The sequence below is a fragment of the Kribbella sp. VKM Ac-2569 genome, from assembly GCF_004216905.1.
Classification (GTDB): domain Bacteria; phylum Actinomycetota; class Actinomycetes; order Propionibacteriales; family Kribbellaceae; genus Kribbella.
Map to the genome: position 1 here is coordinate 2,350,050 of NZ_SGXJ01000001.1, position 21,979 is coordinate 2,372,028.

General features: G+C 67.6%; 20 protein-coding genes. 2 read left to right on the plus strand and 18 right to left on the minus strand.

The annotated features are described in order from the left end of the window. Positions 1 to 5: 5 nt before the first annotated feature. The 4 genes from EV649_RS11110 to EV649_RS11125 all read right to left on the minus strand — a co-directional run bounded on the left by EV649_RS11110 (position 6) and on the right by EV649_RS11125 (position 4,425). Positions 6 to 761 (minus strand): neutral zinc metallopeptidase, encoded by a 756-nt coding sequence (locus EV649_RS11110; RefSeq protein WP_157996221.1) that lies wholly within the window; start codon positions 759 to 761, stop codon positions 6 to 8. Positions 762 to 946: 185 nt separating this feature from the next. After that, positions 947 to 2,221, minus strand: a complete 1,275-nt coding sequence (locus EV649_RS11115) for a neutral zinc metallopeptidase (RefSeq protein WP_130383094.1) — start codon at positions 2,219 to 2,221, stop codon at positions 947 to 949. Positions 2,222 to 2,237: 16 nt separating this feature from the next. Next, entirely contained in the window at positions 2,238 to 3,452 is a 1,215-nt protein-coding gene (locus EV649_RS11120) for a neutral zinc metallopeptidase (protein ID WP_130383096.1), read from the minus strand. A 181-nt stretch (positions 3,453 to 3,633) separates the two neighbouring features. Further along, positions 3,634 to 4,425: a class I SAM-dependent methyltransferase gene (locus tag EV649_RS11125; RefSeq protein ID WP_130383098.1), complete on the minus strand. Its 792-nt coding sequence runs from the start codon at positions 4,423 to 4,425 to the stop codon at positions 3,634 to 3,636. Positions 4,426 to 4,497: 72 nt separating this feature from the next. On the opposite strand from EV649_RS11125, the gene EV649_RS11130 reads away from it, so the two are divergent. Next, entirely contained in the window at positions 4,498 to 5,217 is a 720-nt protein-coding gene (locus EV649_RS11130; protein ID WP_130383654.1) for a methyltransferase domain-containing protein, read from the plus strand. A gap of 21 nt (positions 5,218 to 5,238) precedes the next feature. Continuing rightward, a complete protein-coding gene (locus EV649_RS11135) occupies positions 5,239 to 5,661 on the plus strand; it encodes a hypothetical protein (RefSeq protein WP_130383100.1) in 423 nt (140 codons plus the stop codon). A 121-nt stretch (positions 5,662 to 5,782) separates the two neighbouring features. Here the strand turns inward: EV649_RS11135 and EV649_RS11140 are convergent, their stop codons facing one another. The 14 genes from EV649_RS11140 to EV649_RS11205 form a co-directional block, all read right to left on the minus strand. Beyond that, positions 5,783 to 6,484: a class E sortase gene (locus tag EV649_RS11140; RefSeq protein WP_241997979.1), complete on the minus strand. Its 702-nt coding sequence runs from the start codon at positions 6,482 to 6,484 to the stop codon at positions 5,783 to 5,785. Positions 6,485 to 6,526: 42 nt separating this feature from the next. Further along, the gene (locus tag EV649_RS11145; RefSeq protein ID WP_130383102.1) at positions 6,527 to 7,051 is read right to left on the minus strand and encodes an MOSC domain-containing protein; all 525 of its coding nucleotides are present in this window, start codon (positions 7,049 to 7,051) and stop codon (positions 6,527 to 6,529) included. 3 nt (positions 7,052 to 7,054) lie between these two features. After that, positions 7,055 to 7,807, minus strand: coding sequence for an aminoglycoside 3'-phosphotransferase (locus EV649_RS11150; RefSeq protein WP_130383104.1), 753 nt, complete (start codon positions 7,805 to 7,807; stop codon positions 7,055 to 7,057). Continuing rightward, on the minus strand, positions 7,788 to 9,260 hold the full coding sequence (locus tag EV649_RS11155) for an arylsulfatase (RefSeq protein ID WP_130383106.1): 1,473 nt from the start codon (positions 9,258 to 9,260) through the stop codon (positions 7,788 to 7,790). The genes EV649_RS11150 and EV649_RS11155 overlap by 20 nt, the downstream gene beginning before the upstream one ends. Then, positions 9,257 to 10,249 (minus strand): LacI family DNA-binding transcriptional regulator, encoded by a 993-nt coding sequence (locus tag EV649_RS11160; protein ID WP_198682391.1) that lies wholly within the window; start codon positions 10,247 to 10,249, stop codon positions 9,257 to 9,259. The genes EV649_RS11155 and EV649_RS11160 overlap by 4 nt, the downstream gene beginning before the upstream one ends. Before the next feature lie 17 nt (positions 10,250 to 10,266). Further along, positions 10,267 to 11,142, minus strand: coding sequence for a carbohydrate ABC transporter permease (locus EV649_RS11165; protein ID WP_130383108.1), 876 nt, complete (start codon positions 11,140 to 11,142; stop codon positions 10,267 to 10,269). Further along, positions 11,139 to 12,092 (minus strand): ABC transporter permease subunit, encoded by a 954-nt coding sequence (locus EV649_RS11170; protein WP_130383110.1) that lies wholly within the window; start codon positions 12,090 to 12,092, stop codon positions 11,139 to 11,141. The genes EV649_RS11165 and EV649_RS11170 overlap by 4 nt, the downstream gene beginning before the upstream one ends. Positions 12,093 to 12,095: 3 nt before the next feature. Beyond that, positions 12,096 to 13,718, minus strand: coding sequence for an extracellular solute-binding protein (locus EV649_RS11175; RefSeq protein ID WP_130383112.1), 1,623 nt, complete (start codon positions 13,716 to 13,718; stop codon positions 12,096 to 12,098). A 176-nt stretch (positions 13,719 to 13,894) separates the two neighbouring features. Continuing rightward, complete coding sequence (locus EV649_RS11180; RefSeq protein ID WP_130383114.1) at positions 13,895 to 16,423, minus strand: tetratricopeptide repeat protein; 2,529 nt, start codon at positions 16,421 to 16,423, stop codon at positions 13,895 to 13,897. A gap of 38 nt (positions 16,424 to 16,461) precedes the next feature. After that, positions 16,462 to 17,460 carry a LacI family DNA-binding transcriptional regulator gene (locus tag EV649_RS11185; RefSeq protein ID WP_130383116.1) on the minus strand — a complete coding sequence of 333 codons (999 nt, stop codon included), beginning with the start codon at positions 17,458 to 17,460 and terminating at the stop codon, positions 16,462 to 16,464. 13 nt (positions 17,461 to 17,473) lie between these two features. Beyond that, positions 17,474 to 18,292 carry a carbohydrate ABC transporter permease gene (locus EV649_RS11190; protein ID WP_130383118.1) on the minus strand — a complete coding sequence of 273 codons (819 nt, stop codon included), beginning with the start codon at positions 18,290 to 18,292 and terminating at the stop codon, positions 17,474 to 17,476. After that, entirely contained in the window at positions 18,289 to 19,185 is an 897-nt protein-coding gene (locus EV649_RS11195) for a sugar ABC transporter permease (RefSeq protein WP_130383120.1), read from the minus strand. The genes EV649_RS11190 and EV649_RS11195 overlap by 4 nt, the downstream gene beginning before the upstream one ends. Then, positions 19,182 to 20,441, minus strand: coding sequence for an extracellular solute-binding protein (locus tag EV649_RS11200; RefSeq protein WP_130383122.1), 1,260 nt, complete (start codon positions 20,439 to 20,441; stop codon positions 19,182 to 19,184). Before EV649_RS11200 ends, EV649_RS11195 begins: the two co-directional genes overlap by 4 nt. Further along, positions 20,438 to 21,904 carry a sulfatase-like hydrolase/transferase gene (locus EV649_RS11205; RefSeq protein WP_130383124.1) on the minus strand — a complete coding sequence of 489 codons (1,467 nt, stop codon included), beginning with the start codon at positions 21,902 to 21,904 and terminating at the stop codon, positions 20,438 to 20,440. Before EV649_RS11205 ends, EV649_RS11200 begins: the two co-directional genes overlap by 4 nt. Between the last annotated feature and the right edge of the window lie 75 nt (positions 21,905 to 21,979).

A 21,979-nucleotide genomic window follows, 5' to 3' on the forward strand; every position in this document is an offset into this window, starting at 1 on the left:
GCATGTCAGGTGACTCGATTCGCTGGTACGACCCAGGTGTTGCAGGCGGCCGGCGCCTTGTCTGCGAAGCCGTCCACCGCCCACGCCGTGCTGCTCCGGCGCGATCCGTGGTCCGGCGTATGACGCGGCGGGTCGTCGTCACCGAAGTACGCATACCACTGGTAGTACCGGAGCCTCTCGTCGAAGATCTTGAGGGTCGCCTGATTGGCGCCGAGGAAGGCGGAGCCGAAGCAGGACGCCTGCAGTTCCAGGCGGCGCGACGGCTCGAGCCTGGCCGCGCCGGTGACCTCTCCCCATCGATCGTCGTAGTACGTCGAGATCCCGACGAGCTCCTGTACGTGGTGCCCGAATTCGTGCGCCATCGTGAACTGGAGGTACACCTGCGCCTCCACGTGGTCGTACTCCGCGTCCTCGACGAGCTCGTCCCAGTCGAGATAGATCCCTGAGTCCGCCGGGCAGTAGTACCCCTCGCTCTCCTTGCCGAAGGTGCCGCAGGCCGTCCTCGACCCCTGGTTGATGGCGTACACGACCGACGGGCGGAACTTGACGCCCGCACGCGCTACCACGGGCTTCCAGGCTCGCTGGAGACAGCCAAGGATCGCGCTCATGTACTGCTGCACGGCCTTCTGTGATCGCAACGCGACATCCAGCAGCTCGCACGCCACAGCCGGAACTGTTCCCGCCGAGTAGATCTTGTTGTGGACCAGGTGCTTCTGCCCCCGCAGGCTGTACGTCGGAGTAGCCGGCGCCTTGCTCGGCACAGCCCTCGGCTTCGGCCTCGCTGTCGGACTCGTCCTCGGTATCGCGCTCGGACTCGGTTTCGGACTCAGCGTCGTACTCGCGCTAGACGTCGCCGGGTCCGGGAGCGCTCCATCCGTCCGCTCGCACCCAGCGGCAATCATCACGACCAGCCCAGCGACCCCAACCAGAGCCGCCCGGCGCACGGTCAGCTGACCTTGGCGGCGGAGGCGGTGAAGGTGTTGCAGAGTTTGGGGTCGGCGGAGTTGAAGGCGGGTCCGGACCAGGCCCAGTTGCTCTTGCGGGAGCCGTGGTCGCGGATCTTGTCCTCGCTGTACTCGTCGCCGGAGTGCTGGGCCTCCCACTGCCAGATCCTGAGCTTGTTGCCGGACAGGCCGAGCGACACTTTGTTGGCGCCGAGGAAGGCCGCCGCGAAGCAGGTCGCCTGCAGTTCCCGGCGACGCGCCCATTCGAGCTTCATCGCCTTCGACTTCGTCCAGCCCTCCCGCGAGAACGACGCGGTGATCATCTCGGTCATCTGCTGGACGTGGTGCCCGTACTCGTGCGCCATCGTGTCGAGCATCCACACCCGGGCAGCGAGCGGATCGTCCTTGTAGAACTTGAGATCGTTCTTCCAGCTGATGTTGATGCTCTCGTCGCCGCTGCAGTAGTACGCGGTGTCCGACTCTCCGGTGCAGTCCTCCTCGGTGCCGGCCTGGCTGGTCTGCAGCTTCAGCTTCGGCGGCCGGAAGTCGTAACCGGCCTTCGTCACCAACGGCTCCCACGCCTTGTTCAGGCACGGCAGCAGCGCCTGGTAGTAGCGCAGGATCGCCGACTGTGAGTTCGGTTTGATCGCCGGCTCTTTGCAGCTGACCGCTACGACTTTGCCGGCCGCGTAGATCTTGTTCTGCTGCAACCGGACCATGTCCGGGACGCCCTGGGCGGTGACGGTGACCGTTGGGTCCGGGGGCACGGGGATCGGGGCCTGGGACTTCCTCACCGAGGGTTGGGCGAGGGGGTTTTCTACGTTGCCGTAGGAGTCGACGAGGCGGAAGCCGGCGATGGTGGCGCCGGTGAGCATCAGGATGACCAGGATCGACAGGCCGACGACGATCGGGCGGGAATACTGGCGCGGCGGGGCGGCCGGTGGTGGTTCGGTGGTGAACTGGGCGCCGGAGCGGGACGGGTTCGAGTGCCAGCCGGTCGGGCGGGGGCCGCCGACGCGGCGGGTGCCGGTCAGCGGCGTCAGCGGTACGCCGGTCTGCGGCGCGACGGGCGGGCCGCTGTACTCACTCGCCGTACCGGGTTCGGTCGGCAGCGGACGCGCCTTGCGACGTACCGGGGCGTCGTCGAGCGACACCGAGCGGGCTGGCCCGAGCCCTCCGGGCTGCGCGCTCTTCAGGGTCAGCGGGCGTGTGCCGGCCGCGGGCTCACCAGACGCGAGGTGCCCGGGCCCCGGCACACCTTCCTCGGAGTCAGGCATCGATCGTTCCCATCGCTCAGCTGACCTTGGCGGATGCTGCGACGAAAGTGTTGCAGGACCCGGGGTTGCTTGTCGCGAGGCCCTGGTTCATCCACAGCGCGAGGCTCTTGCTGGAACCGTGGTCGCGGACCTTGTCCTTGGTGAACTCGTCGCCGCGGCGACTGATCAGTCCGTTCCACTGCCGCAGCAGTTCGCCGCGCAACGGGAAGCTCGTCCTGGCCGCGCCGAAGAACACCGCGCCGAAGCAGTACGCCTGAAGTGCGGCGCGCCGGTTCATCTCCAGCTGCGCGGCCTTGCTCGCCGCGGTGTCGGCGAGGTTGTCGGAGGCCTCGGCCATCCCGGTCAGGTTCTGCAGGTGTACGCCGTACACAAAGCCGAAGGACTGTGCCATCTCGGCACGCACCTCGGCTTTGTTCTTCGGGTACTCCTCGACGAGCTCCTGCCATGGCATCGTCGCGCTGCCGCCGTGTTCGTCCTGGCAGTACAGGGCGAGGTCATGCTGTACGCCGCACGCGGTCTCGTCACCGTCGGAGAAGATGACCAGGTTCGGCGACCGGAATTCGAACCCGGCCTTGGTGACGATCGGTTCCCAGGCCTTGTCCATGCATGCGGTCAGCGCCTGGTAGTACGAGCGGACGTTCTCCATGGACGTCGGCCGGAACGCGGGTTCGGCGCACTTCGCCGCGGCCAGCGCGCCGGCGGTGTAGATCGCGTTCTTGCCGACGATGTCGGTGTCCGGGGTGCCCTTGCCGACGGGTGGCTTGGTCGTCGGTGCGCCGCCGCTCGGCTTCGTGGTCGGCGGAATCGGGTTCACCGAGAAGTCGGGAGACGAGATCACCTTGACCGCGAACGTCGCGCCGCCGCCGAGGAGCAGCAGCACCGCGACGACCATCAGCGCGATGAGGCCCTTGGACCGCTGCTTCGGGACGAACGGCACCGGCTCCGGGTGGTACACCTGCCGGTACGCCGCGGCGGCGCGATCCTCGGCCGGCGGCGGGCCGATCCGGCTGCCGGAAAGCGTCGTACGGCGGGAGTCGATCCGGGACCCGCTCAACTGCGGCGGCGTCGGCGGCGCTTCCCCGGCGAGCCGCGGCGTGGGCGCCGCCAACGGCGCCCCCGACGGTGCCTTCGATGGTGCGGAAACCCCCGGTTTCCGGTCGTCGCTCGCGATCTGGTCACCGTCGCCGCCCGGCAGGAAGTGCCCAGGCTTGGGTGCCGGCTTGTCCGCCATAACTTCCCGCTTCCCCCAGTACCGGTCCTCGCCGGTCCCACCCGATGCATCAGAAGGGCCGGAACACCCCCAGTGCCGGCCGCCGCACGATATTACGGCCTGGACCACCATCCGGTGAACCAGATTGCAGCTATTGACACCATTCCGCGACCGCCCGCCACTGGGCGGATACACACCGCATTCAGTCGACTACGCGGCCGTGGGCGAGGAAGTGGGGGCTGGCGGCTTGGAGGTTGGGGTCGGATTCGACGTGGCGGGCGAGGAGGACGGCGGCGGGGAGGAGGGTTTCGATGGCTTCGGGGGCGGCGTTCTCGAGGATGTTGCTGGCGGGGCCTTCTATGCCGAGGACCTCTACGTCGGTGACGCCGGCGGTGGTGAGTTCGGTGGCGAGTTCGTCGGCGTGGTGGAAGTAGGCGACGGTGAAACCCTTGGTGCCGTCGATGCTGCCGGACGCGAAGGCGTCGAGGAACAGGGACAGGTTCTCCTCGGTGAGGGTGCCGTTGCTGCCGGCCTCGAGCAGGCCGCCGTACCGATTGATGCCCGCGGCGACCACCAGCCCACCAGGCCGCGTCACCCGTACCGCCTCCGCCAACGCCCGCGCACGATCCGCCGCCTCGACCAGGTGGTAGAGCGGACCGAGCAGCAGCGTCACATCCACGCTCGCGTCCGCCTGCCGGAGCGCCCGCGCATCGCCCTCCTCCGCCGCGAAGGTCCCGATCGTCGCCGCCTGCTCCACATGCTCCGGAACCGGGTCGACCAGCGTGACCCGATGCCCGTCCGCCGCAAGCCATCGCGCGTGGACGCCGGTCGCACCACCGACATCCAGTACGTCGGACGCGGGCGGGAGCCACCGCCGTAGCAACTCCTGGGTACGCAGGAACTCGAGCCGGCCGTGCCCGCGGACGACCAGCCGATCGTCCTCGACGTACCGGTCCCGATAGAAGGAGCGAATCACCGGATCAAGTTGAGTCATCCGTCTACTCTGCCCGCCGAAAATGCCAGGCACATCCCGTTTTGATCTCGCTACCCTGTGCCAGTGGCAGACATGAAGCACGACGACTACCCGCGAGCCAGTACGTACGACGCGAACTGGCTGCTGGCCCGGGACATGGGCCCGAATCCCCTGTGGATGCTGGAAGATCTCGCCCGCGACCTCGACCTGCGACCGGGCATGCGCGTGCTCGACCTCGGCTCCGGCAAGGGCGCCACCTCCGTCTTTCTGGCGAAGGAGTACGGCGTCCAGGTGTGGGCCGCTGACCTGTGGATAGATCCAACGGACGCGGCCGCCAACATCGACAACCCGGATGTTGTGACCCTGAAGGCGGAGGCCCACACGCTGCCGTTCGCGAAGGGGTTCTTCGACGCGATCGTCTGCATCGACGCCTACGAGTACTTCGGCACCGCGGACAACTACCTGCCCTACATCACCTCCTTCCTCAAACCCGGCGGGCAGCTCGGCGTCGCGACACCGGCGATGACCCAGGAGGTCCGCGAGATCGGCCACATCCCGGAACACATCAAGAAGATGGTCGGCTGGGAGGCGCTCGCCTGGCACACCGCCGACTGGTGGCGGTTCCAGTGGGCGATCACCGAGCTCGTCGACGTCACCGCCGCGCGCCTCCAGGAGAACGGCTGGGCCGACTGGATCAGGTGGTCTCGCGCGGTCTCGGAGTACCGCGGCGAACGCGACGACGCCCTCGACATGCTCGAGGCCGACAACGGCCAATACCTGACCTTCGCCATCCTCGCCGCCCGCAAGCACTGACCCGCCTGGCATGCTGGGGGCATGAGCTGGGCTGTTTACGCGATGCGTGGGCCAGGAGGCGTACGGCGCCTCGACGACATGCCGGTCGACTACGAGCCACCGGCCGTCGGTCTGGCGACCGACGTGGTGGCCAAGGTCCGGGAAGTGGTGCCGGACGTCGACACGAGCAAACCGTCCTGGCTGGCGCTGCGAAGTCCGGAGTACGACGTCGAGATGACGATCGGCAAGGGTGTCGAGGTCCGCGACATCACCTTCTACCTGAACGACGGCCCGCGGTCGATCCCGATCGTGATGGAGATCAGCCGCCGCCTCGGCGTCACGCCGTACGACACCGAATCCGGCAACTTCCTCACCGAGGAGTCCCGGCCCCCGGTCCCGCCGCCGATGACCGCCGACGAGATCAAGATGAACAAGCCGAAATGGTGGAAGTTCGGCCGTAAGTAGGCCAGAGCACAGGGGACTGGGAACACGCGCTGGGGCCTGGGCACAGGCAATTGCCTATCTCACGTCCCCGGCGCCTATTCCCACATCCGCAAATCGTCACAGCCCCTCCCGGCCCGTGGAATCAGCGGGTGGTGACCAGGGTGCCGATCTTGTTGATGCGGTGTTCGGGGTTGCCCAGGTCGTCGTGCCAGTAGTTGCCGGCTGCGTGGTCCTCGGGGGTGGCGCAGGTGGAGATGGTGAGCATCGGCTGGGTCGGCTTCGCGCCGGGGTTCCCGGGTACGGCGGCGTTCTGTTGGGCCTTCTCGGCGGGCTTTCGGAAGGAGATCGTCATCGTCCGGGTGATCACGTAGTCGTACACCGTTCCGTCGACCCTGATCAGGACATGGTCGCCGTTGCGTAGCTCCGGCGCTCGCTCCAGTGGTCGTCCGTGGCTGACGCGGTGGCCGGTCACGATGAAGTTCCCGATCTCGCCGGGCCCGACGCCGCCGTCGCGTCCGCGTGGGCTGGCGGCGACACCGCGGTTCTGGATCCTGGTGCCCGGCCGATCGTCGGCGGTGCCGGTGTAGGCGACGACCCGCAGGTTCCGTACGCCGATCGCGGGAATCGACATGCTCACCGGCCCGGACACGGTCGGGCGGGGCGAAGGTACGGCGGTCTTGGTCGGCGGGCGCGCCGGAGAGGGAGTCGGGGCGGGTTCTGTGGTTGGAGTTGGGTCGGTGGTCGGTGTGGTTCGGTTGGACGGCAGGCCGGAGTCGCCGGTCGGAGCCGTGTCGCTGCATCCGGCCAGCGCCGTCAACACGACGAGAGCACCCACCAGCCTCACACTTCGACGGTAGGCCGCGAGACCAAAAGTCGCGCGAAAGTCTCAGTCCAGGATGGTGAGTTCGGTTGGGCCGAGGTGGAGTACGCCGGAGGTCAGTGGGGTTGCTCGGATGCCGCCGTGACCGCGCAGCGCCTGCATCGCGCCGGGGGCCAGGACCTCGTCCATCCATGCACAGGGATTAGCCGGGCGGTTCGCCTGGAAGGTGATCGGGCCCAGGGTGAAGCGTCGGCCGGGTACGCGGGTGCCGTCGGAGGCGCGGTGAGCGGCGAGTTCGTCGATCGGGAAGCCGCGGAGGGTGATGTTGCGGCGGGTGAGGTGCGGGTCGAGGGGTTCGTCCAGGTTGAGGACGCGTTCGACCTCGTCGAGGGAGGCAGCGTCGATGAGCGTGACGGCGGCGTTCTTGTGGATCGCTTGGGCGTAGTAGCGGTCTCCCACGATGCCGAGGTCGGCGCGAACCTCGATCTCGGTACGCGCGACCGGTTCGGGGTCGGGACGCGGGCCGTCCTGCGGGCGTCCTTCGAAGGCGTGTTCGCGGGAGACGACCAGGGCGACGAGTTCGACTCTCATGATTCAGCCCCAGGTGAGTGGGTCGAGGAGGCGGAAGAAGTAGAGGCGGCGCGGGTCCGGGTTGGGTACGCCGTACGCCTCGTGGAACGGCTCCGGGGCGGCGGACCACTCGTCGTGGAGCTGGATCGTGGTGAGGGCGAGGTCGGAGTATCGGTCGGCGACGCCGAGGCGTCCCAGGTCGATGAGGCCGGTGACTTCGAGAGTCTCGGGGTCGAAGAAGATGTTCGGCAGACAGGCGTCGCCGTGACAGACGACCGGTTCCAGGACGCTCTCGATATAGGGGCGCTCAGCAACCACTTGGGCGAGCAGCTCCGACGGCTTCAGGCGGCGCCATTCGTCCGTGAGGTACGCCGGGTTCACAGCACCACGCCGTACGACGTCAGCCGCCGTCGCGATGACCTCCGCCAGCGGCCGCTCGAACGGGCAGTCGGTGAGCGAGTGCAGATCACGAAGGGTCGCCCCGAGCCGCCGCATGGCACGATCGTGCGACGCAGGCGGGAGCGTGTCCCCGGGAACCCCCGGCACCGCAGAGGTCACCAAACACGCACCACTCGAGGTCTGCTCGAGCCAGTCGACGACTGTTGCTCCGGGGAAGCCCGTTGTGGCTAGCCAGGTGATGCGGTCGCGTTCGGCTGCCAGGTCGGCTGCGCCGGACGGGTCGCAGCACTTGGCGAACGTGTTGCCTCGGCGGTAGACGGACGTGTCGGACTCGCCGATGTCGATCGGCTCCCAGTCCTCAGACGGCGGCGCGTGCAAGGCGTTCCCTGGTGTGGTTGAGGATCGCGGTCACCGGACGCCCGGTCACCAGCTTGCCATCAGCAACGAACCCTTCCTCGCGCCCGGTGAGGTCCTGGATCAACCGCGACCGCCACAACTCCCGAAGCTCGGGCTCGGACTGCACCAGGTTCCGCAACTCCCCCGGATCCGCGGCGAGATCAAAGAGCTGCTCCACGCCAAGCGAAGAACCCCAGACGTACTTGGTCTTCCCGTCCGTCACCCACTGGATCGACTGCCCGAAATGTAGATGCTCGCCGTGCAACCACTCCCGCACCGGCACCGACTTCCCGCGCAGGAACGGCGCCAGCGACACCCCGTCCACCGACGAAGGAATCGGCACCCCGGCGAGATCCAGCAACGTAGGCATCACGTCCCGCAACTCGACCACCTCATCCACAACCCCACCACGCACAGCACCACCGGCGGCAGCACGATCCGCAACGATGACCGGCACCCGCGCGGACCCCTCGTACGGCACCGACTTCCGGAACATCCGGTGGTCGCCCATCATCTCGCCGTGGTCGGACGTGAACGCGATGATCGTGTCGTCGTACACCCCGAAGTCGACCAGCGCCTCGCGGATCCGGTTGATCTGCAGGTCGATCTGCGCCATCAACCCGTAGTACCCGGCCCGCGCGCGATGCACGACGCGATCCGGCAGGTCCCCGATCGCCGCCTGGTAGTCCCCGTCCCGCCGGAACTCGTCCCAGTCGTCCTCCCAGTCACCCAAACGACGCTCGTACGGCGGCAGCGCGTTGTACTGGTCGTAGGCCCATGCCGGCGGGTCGTACGGCGGATGCGGCCGATGGAACGACAAGTACAAGAAGAACGGCCGCGTCGGATCGCGCCGGTACAGCCAGTCGATCGTCTGCGTGCCGATCCAATGCGTCGGATGCAACTCCTCCGCCTTGTCCCACGGCCGCGCGACCACCGAGTTGCAGTTGACCCCGTGATCGAAGTACTCCGCATCCGGCGAGACCCCCGGCTGCCGCCGCAACCACGGCACGTAGTCGTCGAAGAACCCGAACTGCTGCCGGTAAGAACGCCGCGAGTGATGCAGGAACCCGTCGTGCAGGATCACGTCGTCGAACCCGAGCCGCGCCCGCTCCGGCCACACATGCATCTTCCCGATCGCCTGCGTGTGGTACCCGGCGCGCCGGAACTCGCCCTGCACCGTCACCGGATGCGCGGTGTCGAACGGTACGCCGTCCGTGTACCCGACGCGCCCGTGCCGCTCCTGCGACTGCCCGGTGAACAACGCCACGCGGGCCGGCACGCACGTCGGCGTCGCGGAGTACCCGCGGCTGAACCGCACCCCGTTCCGCGCCAGCTCGTCCAGATGCGGCGTCTCGACGTACGGATGACCGGCGCAGGACATCGCATCGCCCCGCCACTCGTCGACACAGATCAGGACGACGTTAGGTCGACTCAAGAAGACTCCCGGACGATTAGTTGCCAGGGGAAGTCGAACACCTCACCGGGTGCGCCCTCCCGGTCGGTCAGCCTGCTCACGATGATCCGGGCGAGTGCCTCGTTGAACCCGACCGGTCCGACAGTGGACAGCGACGGGTCCAGGTGCTCGCCTTCAGGCGTGTTGCCGACGCCCACGATCGCCAGATCCCCGGGTACGTCGATGCGCAGCCGGTGCGCCGCCCGTACGGCGGCGATCGCGGCAAAATCAGTAGTGCAGTAGAGCCCAGTCGGCCGATCGGGCTTGGACAGCAGCGCCATCGCGGCCCGGTAGGCGCCCTCCGGATGCTGCTCGAAGACCTCGATGTGGTCGCTGCTGATCGGCTTGCCGGCCGCGCGCAACGTGTTGACGTACGCGTCGAAGCGAGCGAACCCCGTGGTCCGGGAGGTGAGCGCGCCGACCCGGTCGTGGTGCTCCAGCAGGTGCTCCACGGCGAGGTGGCAGCGCGGCTCGGCGCCGGACCGGATCACGTCGAAGCCCTGCGGTTCCAGGGTTTCGCTGAACGCGACGATCTGCACGCCCTGCGCCGCGAACGCCTCCAGCTCGGCGATCTGTTCCGGGTCCGGCTTGATGCTGTCGATGAAGATCACGTCCGGCGTCCGGTTGGCCAGCACGGTCCGCCAGTCGCCGTCCGCGACGATCAGCGCGGTCTTTCCGAGCGGCGACACCGCCGTACTGACCGTGGCCGCGACGGCCTGCGACCACGGGTCCGCGAGCACGTTCAGCGACAGCAGGACGAGATCGGACTTGCCGGTTCGGATCGCGCGGGCCGCGTCGTTGCGCCGATACCCCAGGCGCGACGCGGCCTCGCGGACCCGGTCCGCGGTCGAGTCCTTGATCGTGTGGCTGCGGTGCCGTCCGGACAGCACGTAGGACACGGTCGCGACCGAGACACCGGCCTCCTTCGCCACCATCCGCAGCGTCGGCCGCTCAGCCAAAGGTGAGGACATATATCGATTCTTGCAGATCAGCCTTTGACCGCACCGGTAATAACGCCTTTGGTGAAGTGCCGTTGGAGGAACGGGTACACCATGGCGATCGGCACCAGCGCGACCACGACGACGGCCATCTGCAGGGATTGGGGTTGCGGCGGCGGGTGGACGCCGAGCTGATCGGCGGACAGCGACTTGCCCTGCAGGACGTAGGTTCGCAGGATCACCTGGACCGGCCACTTCGAGGTGTCGTTCAGGTACAGCAGGGCGTTGAAGAACGCGTTCCAGAACCCGACCGCGTAGAACAGGCCGACGACAGCGATCACCGCCTTCGACAGCGGCATGATGATCCGGCGCAGGATGGTGAAGTCGCTCGCGCCGTCGATCCGGGCGCTCTCCAGCAACTCGCCCGGTACGTTCATGAAGAACGTGCGCAGTACGACGAAGTTGAAGGCCCCCAACGCGCCCGGCAGGATCAGCGACCACAGGCTGTCGAGCAACCCGAGCTGCTTCACCACCAGGAACATCGGGATGATGCCCGGCGCGAACAGCAACGTGAACAGCACCATCAGCAGCACCGGCCGCCCGAACAGCACCGGTCGCGACGTCGCGTACGCGAGCGCGATGGTGACAGCCAACGCAATCGCCGTACCGACGATCGTCACGAACACGCTGACCAGGATCGCCCGGCCCATCAGGCCGCCGCTGAACAGCGTCTGGTACGCCTTCACCGTCGGATGCGACGGCCACAGCACATACCCGCCCGCGTCGATGATGTCCTTGTCACTGGCCAGCGACGTCGAGATCACGACCAGGATCGGTACGACGATCACCAGCGCGAACCCGCCCAGAATCAGGGCCTTGATCGCCTGGTAGCCCGGCGACGGATTCTCTTTCCACACAGGTCTCATGAGCGCCTCTGGAAGATTCCCGGCTCGCCGAGCCGATGAGCGAGTGAGTTGGCACCCCACAGCAGCAGCGCACCGACCACGACCTTGGCCAGCCCGGCCGCGGCCCCGCTGCTCCAGTCCCCGCCGACTACGCCCGCGTAGTACGTGAACGTGTCCAGTACTTCGGCAGCACCTGGACCGACCGAGTCGCGTTGCAGGATGAACTGCTCGAACCCGACGCTGAGGATGTCGCCGATCCGCAGGATCAGCAGCAGCACGATGACCGTCCGCAGCGCCGGCAGCGTGATGTGCCACAGCCGCCGCCAGCGCCCGGCGCCGTCCGCCGCGGCCGCCTCGTAGAGCGAGACGTCCACGGTGGTCAGCGCCGCGAGGAAGATGATCATCGCCCAGCCGGCGTCCTTCCAGATCAGCTGCGCGACGACGAGCAGCGGGAAGGTGTCCGGGTTGGTCATGAACGGGATCGGGTCCAGTCCGGCCTGCCGGAGCAGGTTGTTGATGAACCCCGCCCCGCCGAGCGACTGCTGGAACAGCGTCACGACCAGCACCCAGGACAGGAAGTGCGGCAGGTACGCGATCGTCTGGAACCAGCGCCGGAACCGGTTGCTGACCAGCGAGTCGACGATCAGCGCCAGCCCGATCGGCACCGGGAAGAACAGCAGCAACTGGACGGCCGCCAGCAGCAACGTGTTCCGCAACGCGTCCCAGAAGTCCGGGTTGGCGTACAGGTTGACGAAGTTCTGCAGGCCGTTCCACTCGCTGTGCATGATGCCGAGGTACGGCTGGAAGTCCTGGAACGCGACCACGTTGCCGATCACCGGCAGGTAGAAGAACACCAGCAGGAAGACGACGCCGGGAATCATCAGCAGGACCATCTGCCAGTCCCGGCGCCACTTCGCCTTCAGCGGCAGGCCGTTCTTGACCCGCGCAACGGAGGAGGTTCGTTTCAGCATGTATCAGGACCCGGTGACCGGAACGCTCGACGGGAGCACGGCCGCGAACTCGTCGCGCATCTTGTCACCGCCACCGGACTTCCAGCGCTTGAGCGCCTCGTCGTACGCGTCGAGCTTCTGCCGGCCGGTGACGATGTCGACGATCGTGTCCCGGAACGCCGCGGTCAGCTTCGGGCCGACCTTGCTCGAGGTGTCGGAGTACGTGCCGGCCGTGGGGTTCCGCATCGCGAACTTCAGCAGCTGCTGCTCGGTCGCGTAGATCTTCTTGGTGTCGTCCGGGTTCGCCGGGTTGAAGATCACGCTCTCCGGGGAGTTCATGATCTGCAGCGCGCTGACCAGACCGGGCGCCTGCTGCTGACCCGCCTTGGTGAGTACGGGGTTCTTCTGCGCATCCAATGCGTACTGCTGCCCCTCGACGCCGAAGTTCTTGACCAGGTACTCCTTGGTGCCGAACGGCGCCGACAGGTAGTCCATCAGCGCGAGCAGCTCGCGGATCCGGCCCTCGTCGGTCTTCTTGAACGGCGTGAACCCGACCGTGCCGTACCCCATGTCGTAGACCGGCTTCGCCTTGCCGTCGTGGCCGAACGGGATCATCGTGTCCACGAACAGCGACGGGTCGAGGTTCCGGAAGTCGGCGGTCGCGCGCGGGCCGACCACGACCTGTGCGGCGATCTGGCCGTTCACGGTCTTCGGCGTGGCGTCGGCCAGGTTGAGGTCCGGGTAGAACACCTTGGCCGCCCAGAGCTTGGCGGCGTACTCGACGGCGGCCTTGTAGTTGTCGGTCTCGTACAGGTGCGTCAGCGACCGGTCCTGGTTCACGCGCCAGGCGTTCGGGGCGCCGAACCACTCGCCGAACATGTGCAGCATGTTGATGATCGCCGGCTCGAGCGCGTAGTTCGTGCCGTTGGTGAGCTCCTTGCACTTGGCGAAGAACTCGTCCGCGGTGGTGCACTGCAGGCCGCCGACCTTCGCCCAGGTCTTCGGGTTGCCCATCATCACCTGGCCGAACGGCGTCGACGGGATCGGGGCGCCCCAGATCTTCCCGTTCACCACGGCGGTCCGCCAGGAGGCCGGCTTCAGCGCGGCCAGGTTCGGGTACTCCAGCACGGCGTCGCCGGACAGGTACTTGGTCAGGTCCTGGAACTTCGCCTCGAGCATCGGGCCGATGTTCGGGATGCCCTGGTTCGGCGGCAGCCACATCAGGTCCGGCAGCGAGTCGCTGGCCAGCAGCGTCGCGAACTTCTCCGGGTAGCCCGGGTCGGTGCCGATCGTCAGCCTGAGCTCACCGCCGAGCGCCTGGTTCAGCGCCTGCCACATCGGGTTGCTGCCCATCGGCGGCGGAGGCGTCGCGAACGTCTCGGTCAGCGCGGTGACCGCGCTCTTCAGCGGCGGCGCCTTCACACTCGAGACGGCGTCCGCCGGGAACTTCAGGAACCCGGGCTCGAGGCCGGACTCGGCCCCCGGGAAGTCCGGGTGCAGACCCTCGAACGGTTTGTACGTCGGTAGCTTGAGGTCGCCCGACGCCTTTGCGCCCCCGTTCGCCGCCCCGCCGTCGCCGCAGGCCGCCAGCGTGGAGGTGGCAATCGCCGCACCGGTCACCTGCAGGAACCGTCGCCGACTGATCATAGTTGCTCCAAGTTTCGAAGAAGTGCTCACTAACACTCACTTAAACGTTAACCCGGACCGTAAACCTGACCCGCCCCTCGATGCAAGCGCCCAGAACGAGCACTTTGAGAAGCCACCGACCATCTCGGCGGCACGAAAATGATCGGTGGCTTCTCAAAGTCGCCCGGGACGGGCGCTCAGAGTGTCAGGCGGGCGAGTAGGTCCTCGACGCGTTCGGTCCGGCCCGTGTGGCGGTGACGGTCCCAGTCCTCGCGGGAGATCGTGTCGCCGACGAGTTCGAGGGCTTCGGCGAGTTCCTCGTCCAGGTACGGATTGGGGATCTCGAGCCGTTCGCCCATCGCTTCCTCCGCGCCGAACAGGTGCGCGGCCCCAACCGGGTCGCCGCGCCGGATCAGCAGGTTCATGACGGTGTTCGAGAACGCCATCGTGAGACTTGGGCTGCCGAGCGCCAGTACGGTCGGCAGCACCCCTCGGGCAAGCTCGGCGGCCTCGTCGGGCCGGCCCGCGAGGATCAACAGATACGCGAGGTTCTGCCCCTGTACGGCGATCTCGTGCGCGTCCCCGATCGACTCGGTGATCGTGAGGGACTCGCGGAGCAGGTCCTCGGCGTGCTCCAGGTTTCCGAGGTCCTCCTCGATGCCGCCGAGGTGGCTGAGCACCCGCGCCAGGCGCCAGTCGTCGTCGAGGCTGCGGAGTCGTTCGACAGCCTCGGTCAGCGTCGCCCGCGCCGCGTCGAGATCGCCCTGCTGCCGTTGCGCCGACCCGAGCACGGTCATCCCGAACGCGATACCGGCCGGGTCGTCCAGCTCCCGAGCGATCTCCAGGCTGCGGGTCGTCAACTCATGGGCACGTTCCGTCTCGCCCTGCATGAGTAGGAGGTTGCTCAACCCGCGCAGGCAGGCGGCCAGCTCCGGCGATGACGTCGTACCGGCGGCCGCGATCACCTGCTCGTGCCAGGCGCGACTTTCGCCGATATAGCCGCCGAACAGCCAGACCCAGCCGAGCGCCGAGCACAGGCGCAGCCCTGTTCTGACGTCGTTCTCGGTCGCCCAGGTCAGCGCGGCGCGGAAGTTGTCGAGGTCCGCCTCGGCCCGCTCGACCGGCGGCTCGGACATGGTCTTCTTGATGGTCTCGAGGTGGTCGGCGAGGTCGGCGTAGTACGCCGCGTGTTCGCGATGGACGGCCTCGGCTTCGGCGGTGCGGTCCAGCTCGTCGGCGGCGTACCGGCGGATGGTTTCCAGCAACTGGACGCGGGTGCCGTCCGGCCCGTCGGACAACGTGATCAGGTTGGCGTCGTGCAGCTCGGCGAGGGCGTCGAGCGGGTCGATGCCGGTGGCAACTTTCTCGACCGCGGCCAGGTCGGCGCCGCCCGCGAAGACCGCGAGGCAGCGGAAGGTACGACGGTGTTCGGGGCCGAGCAGCTCGTACGACCAGGCGATCGTCTCCCGGAGCGTCCGCTGGCGTTCCGGGGTCGCCGCACTGGTGGACGCGATGTCGAGCGCCTGATCGATCCGGGCGAGCAGCTCCTTGACACTGAGCAGCCGCACCCGCGGCGCGCACAGCTCGATCGCGAGCGGAAGCCCGTCGAGCCGACGGCAGATCGCGACCACGTCGGCCGAGTTCTCGTGGGTCAGCGTGAACGTCGGCCGGACGGCCTGGGCGCGCTGCACGAAGAGTTGTACGGCGTCATCTGTGATCGACAGTGGCAGCACCGGGTGCTGGTACTCGCCGGTGAGGCCGAGCGCTCGCCTGGACGTGGCGACGAGCTTCACGTGCGGCGCGCCTTCGATGATCTCGGCGACGACCTTGCCGGCGTCCGGGAGTTGCTCGAGGTTGTCGAGCACGAGCAACAGGGTCCGTTGCGCCAGGTAGGCGACGATCCGGCCGCGCTCCCGCGGCGGGATGTCGAGGACTTCGGCGATCGTCGTCCACAGCACCCGCGCGGACGTGACCGCCGCGAGCGGAACGAAGTACACCCCGCCCGGGAACTTCGTGGTCAGCTCCGCGGCCACGCCGATCCCGAGGCGCGTCTTGCCCGACCCGCCCGGTCCGGTCAGGGTGACGAGCCGTACGTCGGACCTGTCGAGCAGACCGGTGACGCGGTCGAGATCCTGTTCGCGCCCGAGCAGCGGCGTCGCGGGCGAGGGCAGGCTCGTCGACGTACCGACAGTGCGTGGTGGCGGGAAGTCGCCCTGCAAGCCGTCGATGGTGACTTGGAGCAGGTGCTCGGGCTCCGGGATGTCCTTGAGGTGGTGCGTGCCGAGATCGCGCAGCGTGACACCGTCGGGCAATTGCGTCAGATCACCGGTGACGGCCGACACCACGATCTGCCCTCCGTGTGCGGCGGCCCCGATCCGTGCGGCGAGATGGACGTCCATGCCCCAGTAGTCTCCGTCGTACACGCCCGGCGTACCGGTATGGATCCCCATCCGCACCCGCAGCCGCTCGTCGTCCGGCCATCGGTGCTCTTCCAGCTGCCGCTGCCCGTCGACGGCCGCAAGGACCGCCTCGCCGGCCGTCCCGAACACGACGAAGAAGCTGTCGCCCTCGGTCCCCATCTCGGTCCCGCCGTACGCCGTCCAGACCGCCCGCAGGATCCGCCGATGATCTTCCAGCGCGTCCAGGTACCGGTCCCCCAACCGGCGCAGCAGCAGCGTCGACCCTTCGATGTCCGAGAACAGCATCGCCACCATTCCCCCACCCATGCCGCCAGTCTTAACCGCTGGTCCGGCATGCGCCAGTGTCAGCCGATGCCGGTCGTGCTCTCGCGGACGACGAGGCTGAAGGGGGCTTGCAGGCGTTTGGGATCGCTGCCGGGGCGCTGGTCGCGGAGGGCTTGCAGCGCCAGGCGGGCGATGGCGACCCGGTCGGGCGCGACCGTGGTGAGCGTCGGGAGGGTGGCGAGGTCGTACGGGATGTCGTCGAAACCGACAACGGCCACGTCCTGCGGCACTCGCAGACCGCGCAGGACCAGCGCGCGGATCGCGCCCATCGCCAGCCAGTCGGTGGCCGCGAAGACCGCGTCGGGCGCCGGGTGTCCCGAGTCCAGCCACTCGCCGAGGGTCCGCTCGGCGTCCTGACCGCGTAGTCCGCCGGTCGCGAGCACGATGTCCTCGTCTGTTTGTAGCCCGGCCGCGGCGAGTGCGTCGCGGTACCCGTTGATCCGCTCGTCGTCCATCCGCGGTCCGGGCGCCAGCGCCATCACGTGGCGCCGCCCGAGCTCGAGCAGATGCTCGGTCGCCACCTTGCCGGCCTCGCGGTTGTCGATCCCGACGTGATCGGCGTGGTGCTCCGTGCCGGCCTTCTCACCCAGCAGGACGAGAGGGAGCGACGGGTCGCGGTTCTGCACATCCTCCGCGGTCAGCCCCAGCGGGCTCATCACGATGCCGTCGAGGCGGGCCGGATGCCGTTCGGTGAGCAGTGCGAGCTCGGCCTCGCGGCGGCCGCCGGTCTGATGGAACTGCACGATCCAGCCGAACGACTCGGCTTCGTCGAGCATCCGGGCCGCGAGCGAGGCGAAGTACGGCCTGTCGAGCTGCGGTACGGCGAGCGCGATCACTCCGCTGCGCCCCTGGGCCAGGTTGCGGGCCGCGATGTTCGGCCGGTACCCGAGCTTGTCGATCGCGGCCAGCACCCGTTGCCGGGTCTCCTCGCGGACATGCTCGGCGCCGTTGACGACGTTCGACACCGTCTTCATCGACACCCCGGCCGCCTCGGCGACATCGGTCAGGCGCGGCCTCATAGCTGGCAGGATCTCATTTGAGGCCGGTGTGGGCCATTCCGGCCAGGATGCGGCGCTGGAAGATCACGAACACCACGACAACCGGGACCAGCGTGACGACGCTCATCGCGAACAGCGCGCCCCACTCCGAGCTGCCGGTGGCATCCAGGAAGCCGCGCAGAGCGACCGGCACCGTCAGCCGGGTTCGCGTGGACAGGTAGATCAGCTGGCTGAAGAAGTTGTTCCAGGTCCAGATGAACGAGAAGATCGCCGTCGTCACCAGCGCCGGCGACAGCAGCGGCAGGATGATCCGCCGGTAGATGCCCCACGCCCCGCAGCCGTCGATCCGGGCCGCGTCGTCCAGCTCGACCGGGATCGACCGGATGAACTGCACCATCAGGAACACGAAGAACGCGTCGGTGGCCAGGAAACTCGGCACGATCATCGGCCAGAACGTGTCGATCCAGTTCAGCTTCCGGAAAATCGAGTACTGCGCGATCAGGGTCACGTGAGCAGGCAGCATGATCGTCGCCAGCATCAGCGCGAACAACGTTTTCCGGCCCACGAACGTGAGCCGCGCGAACGCGTACGCCGTCAGCGAGCAGGTCAGCACGTTGCCGATCACCACCGCGGCGCAGATGATCAGCGAGTTCATGATGTAGATGCCGAAGCTGGTCCCGGTCGACGACCAGCCGAGCGCGTAGTTCCCGAGCGTCGGGTGCTCCGGGATCAGCCCGGGACGGTCGAAGATCTCGTTGTTCGGCCGCAGCGAGGCGCTGATCATCCAGAGCAGTGGGTAGAGCATGATCAGTGCGCCCGCGGTCAGGCCGGCGTGGGCCAGTACGCGTCTCATCGACGTACCCCTTCGTCTCCGTAGAACACCCAGGTGCGGCCGAGGACGAAGTTCAGTCCGGTGAAGACCGCGATGATCAGCAGCAGCACCCAGGCCATCGCGGCGGCGTACCCCATCCGGAAGTTTCCGAACGCCTGCTGGTACAGGTACAGGGTGTAGAACAGCGTCGAGTCCGACGGGCCGCCTTTGCCGCCGCTGATCACGAACGCCGGGGTGAACGCCTGGAACGCGCCGATGATCTGCAGCACCAGGTTGAAGAACACCACCGGCGAGAGCAGCGGCAGCGTCACCCGCCAGAATCGTTGCCATCGGCCCGCACCGTCGACCTCGGCGGCCTCGAGCACCTCGTCCGGGATCTGCCGCAGTCCGGCCAGGAAGATCACCATCGGGGCGCCGAACTGCCAGACCCGGAGCAGGATCAGGGTCCACAGCGCCGTACCCGGCTCGGAAATCCAGCCGCGGCCGTGGATGCCGAAGATGCCGAGGACGTCGTTGAGCAGGCCGTCACTGCCGAAGATCTGCTGCCACAGCAGGGCGATCGCGACACTCCCACCGAGCAGACTCGGGACGTAGTACAACGCTCGGTAGACAGCGAGACCTTTGAGCCCCCGGTTCAGGAGTACGGCGACGGCGAGCGCGAATGCCATCTCGAGCGGCACCGAGACGCCGACGTAGATGAACGTGACGCGCAGCGAGTGCAGGTACCGCGAGTCCTGGAAGAGGGCCGTGTAGTTGTGCAGCCCGGTCCACTCGGGGGTGTTGAGCAGCGCGTAGTCGGTGAACGAGTAGTAGAGCGACAGCAGCATCGGGCCGATCGTCAGCCCGAGTACGCCGATCAGCCAGGGCAGCAGGAACAGGTACGCCGGAACGCTCTGCCTTAATCGGGAAATCACTGACCGAGAGTCTTTCCGGCCAGGTCGACGAACTCCTGAGCGCCCGCCGCCGGTGTGCTCTTACCGAAACCGATGTTCTCCGCGATCCGGTCGAACCCGGTCAGCAGCTCGCCGTACCCCTTCGGCCACGGCTTCGGCGACGGACCGACCTTGCCGGCCAGATCCTCGACGTACTTGATCGCCCGCGCGCCGGCCGAACCCGCGTCCGCGGAAACCAAGTCACGCGCTTTCTTCGACGGCGGTACGCCGAGAAGGATGCCGATCGCCTTGATTGCCTTCTCGTCGTTCAGCAGGAACCCGATCAGTTTCGCAGCGTCCTCAGGGTGCTTGCTCGCGGCCGAGATGCACCACAGGTCGAGGCCCTTCACGAACTGACCGGTCAGATCGCCGGCCTTGCCCTGCGGGACAGGGAGAACTGTGAGCGGGCTCTTCACCAGCGGCTGGTAGAAGGTGACCTGCTGGACCCAGCCGAACTGCAGCGGAGCTTTGCCGGTGGCAATCAACGACTTCTCGATCCCCGTCGTCTCACCGCTCACGTTCTGCGGCGGCGCGGCCTTCGCGTTCCGCAGGTCTGCCCAGTACTGGAACCATTCCTGGACGGTTTCCTTGGTCGTCAGCAGTTTTCCGCCGTCGTCGGAAAACATCTCCGTGCCGTGCTGGCGCGCGTACACCTCGAACAGCTGGAAGTTTCCGGCCTGGTCGCTCGACCCGAACGCGCCCTGCACCGAACCCGAGTAGTCGCGGGCGAACTCGGCGAACTTGTCCCAGGTCCAGCCCTGCGCCGGCACGGTGCCGCCGGCGTTCTTGATCGCGCCCTCGTCGACGTACATCGAGTAGCTGATCGAGCTCTGCCCGACCCCGTAGTTCTTGCCGTCGGCGACACCACTGGCGGCAACGTCCTTGTCGAGACCCGACGTGTCGATCCCCAGCGAGCCAAGGTCCTTCAGCGCACTCCGTCCCGCGTAGTCGCTGAAGTAGCTCATCGACATCCGCAGTACGTCGGGCGCGTTGTTGCCGGAGGTCTGCGTGGCGAGCTTGTCCCAGTAGTCGTCGAAGGGAGCGCTCTCCGCGGAGTACTCCGCGCCGCCGCTCGACTTCCACGCGTCCAGCGCCTTGTTGAGCGCCTTGGTCACCGGATCCGGGCCGTACCAGGAAACGCGCATCGGACCGGACTTGCCGGAGCAGCCAGGGACGGTGATCGCCGCGGCGGTGGCGGCGCCGAGACCCAGCAGGGTCCGGCGGCTGAAGGTGTTCATCTTGATTCTCCTTGGGGTGCCCAGCGCCAGTTGTGGGGCAGGCGGAGCGGGGTGTAGTTGCCGTTCGGGAGGTCGTCGGTCAGCCGTGCCTGCCAGCGGGCGAGCTGGTGCAGGACGCGGGCCCGGACGGCCACATGCGCGTCGTCGTCGAAGAGGTTGTCGAGCTCGGCCGGGTCCTGGGCCAGGTCGTACAGCTCACCGGGCCGGTCGGCATGGACGATCAGCTTCCAGCGGCCGCTGCGGAGCATCCGCGCGGCGCCGGATTGGGTGACGGTGTTCAGCTCGTCGAACGTCGGACCGTCGTACCCGAAGTGCAGCGGCGGCCGGGCGGTCACGTCGTACGCGCGACCGCCGTACCCGTGCTCGGCGATAATGCTGCCGAACTCCTCCTCGGGTGCGTCCTCGCCGTGGGTGAGTGGCAGGAGGCTGCGGCCCTGGACGCCGTCGGGGATCGGTTGGCCGACGGTTTCGCAGATGGTGGGCAGGACGTCGACGATCGAGACCGGTTCGTCGCGCTGCTGGGGGTGTACGCCGTCGCCGGTGATGATCAGCGGGATCCGCATCAGGAACTCGGACAGGCCGGCGCCCTTGCGCTGCAGGCCGTACTCGCCGACGTAGTCGCCGTGGTCGGCGAGGACGATCGTGAGCCGCGGCCGGGTGCGTTGGGCGAGACCCTCGTGCAGGCGGGCGATCTGGTCGTCGAGGAGATTGAGCATGCCGAGGTAGTTGGCGGCGTACCGGCGCCACATGTCGTCGTACCCGGGTCGCTTCTCCTCCTGGAGCTTGCGCAGCCAGGCGTAGCTGCCGCCCTTGATTTCCGTTGCCTCGGGTCCCGTTGTGCGGTCGGGAACGTCTTCGGGGCTGACCAGGTCGAAGTAGGGCTGAGGGACCTGGTAGGGGTTGTGGGGCTCGGGATAGGAGACCCAGAACAGGCCGGGTCTGTCGGGGTCGGCTTCGTGGACCGCTTGCAGTGCGTCGGTGGTGATGCGGTAGGGCAGTTGGTTCTTCACGTCGTACGGCGTCGGCTCGTCGGAGACGCCGTGGTCGAGGTTCTCGAGCCATTTGTCGAAAGCGTTTTCTTCCGCGTTCCGCTCGGGTCCATGGGTGTGGAAGTACGGACCGGCGTACGTGTCGAAGTCCTGCGCGTCGCGGTGCATGTGCGGCTTTCCCGCGAAGTGCAGTTGGTAGTCGGCGGCCCGCAGTACGTCGACCAGATCCTGGGCGAACCGTGCGTGCTGGGCGTTGCTGTTCTGCCGGACCTGGTGGGCACTCGGGAACCGGCCGGTGAGCAGGCTGGTGCGCGCCGGAACGCAGGCCGGCGCGGCCGTGTACGCGTTCCGGAAATCCGTTCCGCGGTCCGCCAGGCTGTCGACGAACGGCATGGTGTCCACCGGATACCCGCTCCGCCGCGTCAGCCCCACCCGCTGCTGATCGGTCATCACGATGACGATGTCGGGACGCATCTACCTGCTCTCTGCTCAGGACTTACAGCGCTGTAATGCAGCGCTGTAAACCTTGCCGCAGGCATCCGCCCGACG

Bases quoted from the DNA above. Each gene is read 5' to 3' on its own strand.
- EV649_RS11175 (WP_130383112.1), bottom strand. From the start codon at position 13,718: ATGATCAGTCGGCGACGGTTCCTGCAGGTGACCGGTGCGGCGATTGCC.
- EV649_RS11135 (WP_130383100.1), top strand. From the start codon at position 5,239: ATGAGCTGGGCTGTTTACGCGATGCGTGGGCCAGGAGGCGTACGGCGC.
- EV649_RS11180 (WP_130383114.1), bottom strand. From the start codon at position 16,423: ATGGGTGGGGGAATGGTGGCGATGCTGTTCTCGGACATCGAAGGGTCG.
- EV649_RS11200 (WP_130383122.1), bottom strand. From the start codon at position 20,441: ATGAACACCTTCAGCCGCCGGACCCTGCTGGGTCTCGGCGCCGCCACC.
- EV649_RS11165 (WP_130383108.1), bottom strand. From the start codon at position 11,142: ATGAGACCTGTGTGGAAAGAGAATCCGTCGCCGGGCTACCAGGCGATC.
- EV649_RS11160 (WP_198682391.1), bottom strand. From the start codon at position 10,249: ATGTCCTCACCTTTGGCTGAGCGGCCGACGCTGCGGATGGTGGCGAAG.
- EV649_RS11115 (WP_130383094.1), bottom strand. From the start codon at position 2,221: ATGCCTGACTCCGAGGAAGGTGTGCCGGGGCCCGGGCACCTCGCGTCT.
- EV649_RS11125 (WP_130383098.1), bottom strand. From the start codon at position 4,425: ATGACTCAACTTGATCCGGTGATTCGCTCCTTCTATCGGGACCGGTAC.
- EV649_RS11185 (WP_130383116.1), bottom strand. From the start codon at position 17,460: ATGAGGCCGCGCCTGACCGATGTCGCCGAGGCGGCCGGGGTGTCGATG.
- EV649_RS11145 (WP_130383102.1), bottom strand. From the start codon at position 7,051: ATGAGAGTCGAACTCGTCGCCCTGGTCGTCTCCCGCGAACACGCCTTC.
- EV649_RS11130 (WP_130383654.1), top strand. From the start codon at position 4,498: ATGAAGCACGACGACTACCCGCGAGCCAGTACGTACGACGCGAACTGG.
- EV649_RS11205 (WP_130383124.1), bottom strand. From the start codon at position 21,904: ATGCGTCCCGACATCGTCATCGTGATGACCGATCAGCAGCGGGTGGGG.
- EV649_RS11190 (WP_130383118.1), bottom strand. From the start codon at position 18,292: ATGAGACGCGTACTGGCCCACGCCGGCCTGACCGCGGGCGCACTGATC.
- EV649_RS11120 (WP_130383096.1), bottom strand. From the start codon at position 3,452: ATGGCGGACAAGCCGGCACCCAAGCCTGGGCACTTCCTGCCGGGCGGC.
- EV649_RS11170 (WP_130383110.1), bottom strand. From the start codon at position 12,092: ATGCTGAAACGAACCTCCTCCGTTGCGCGGGTCAAGAACGGCCTGCCG.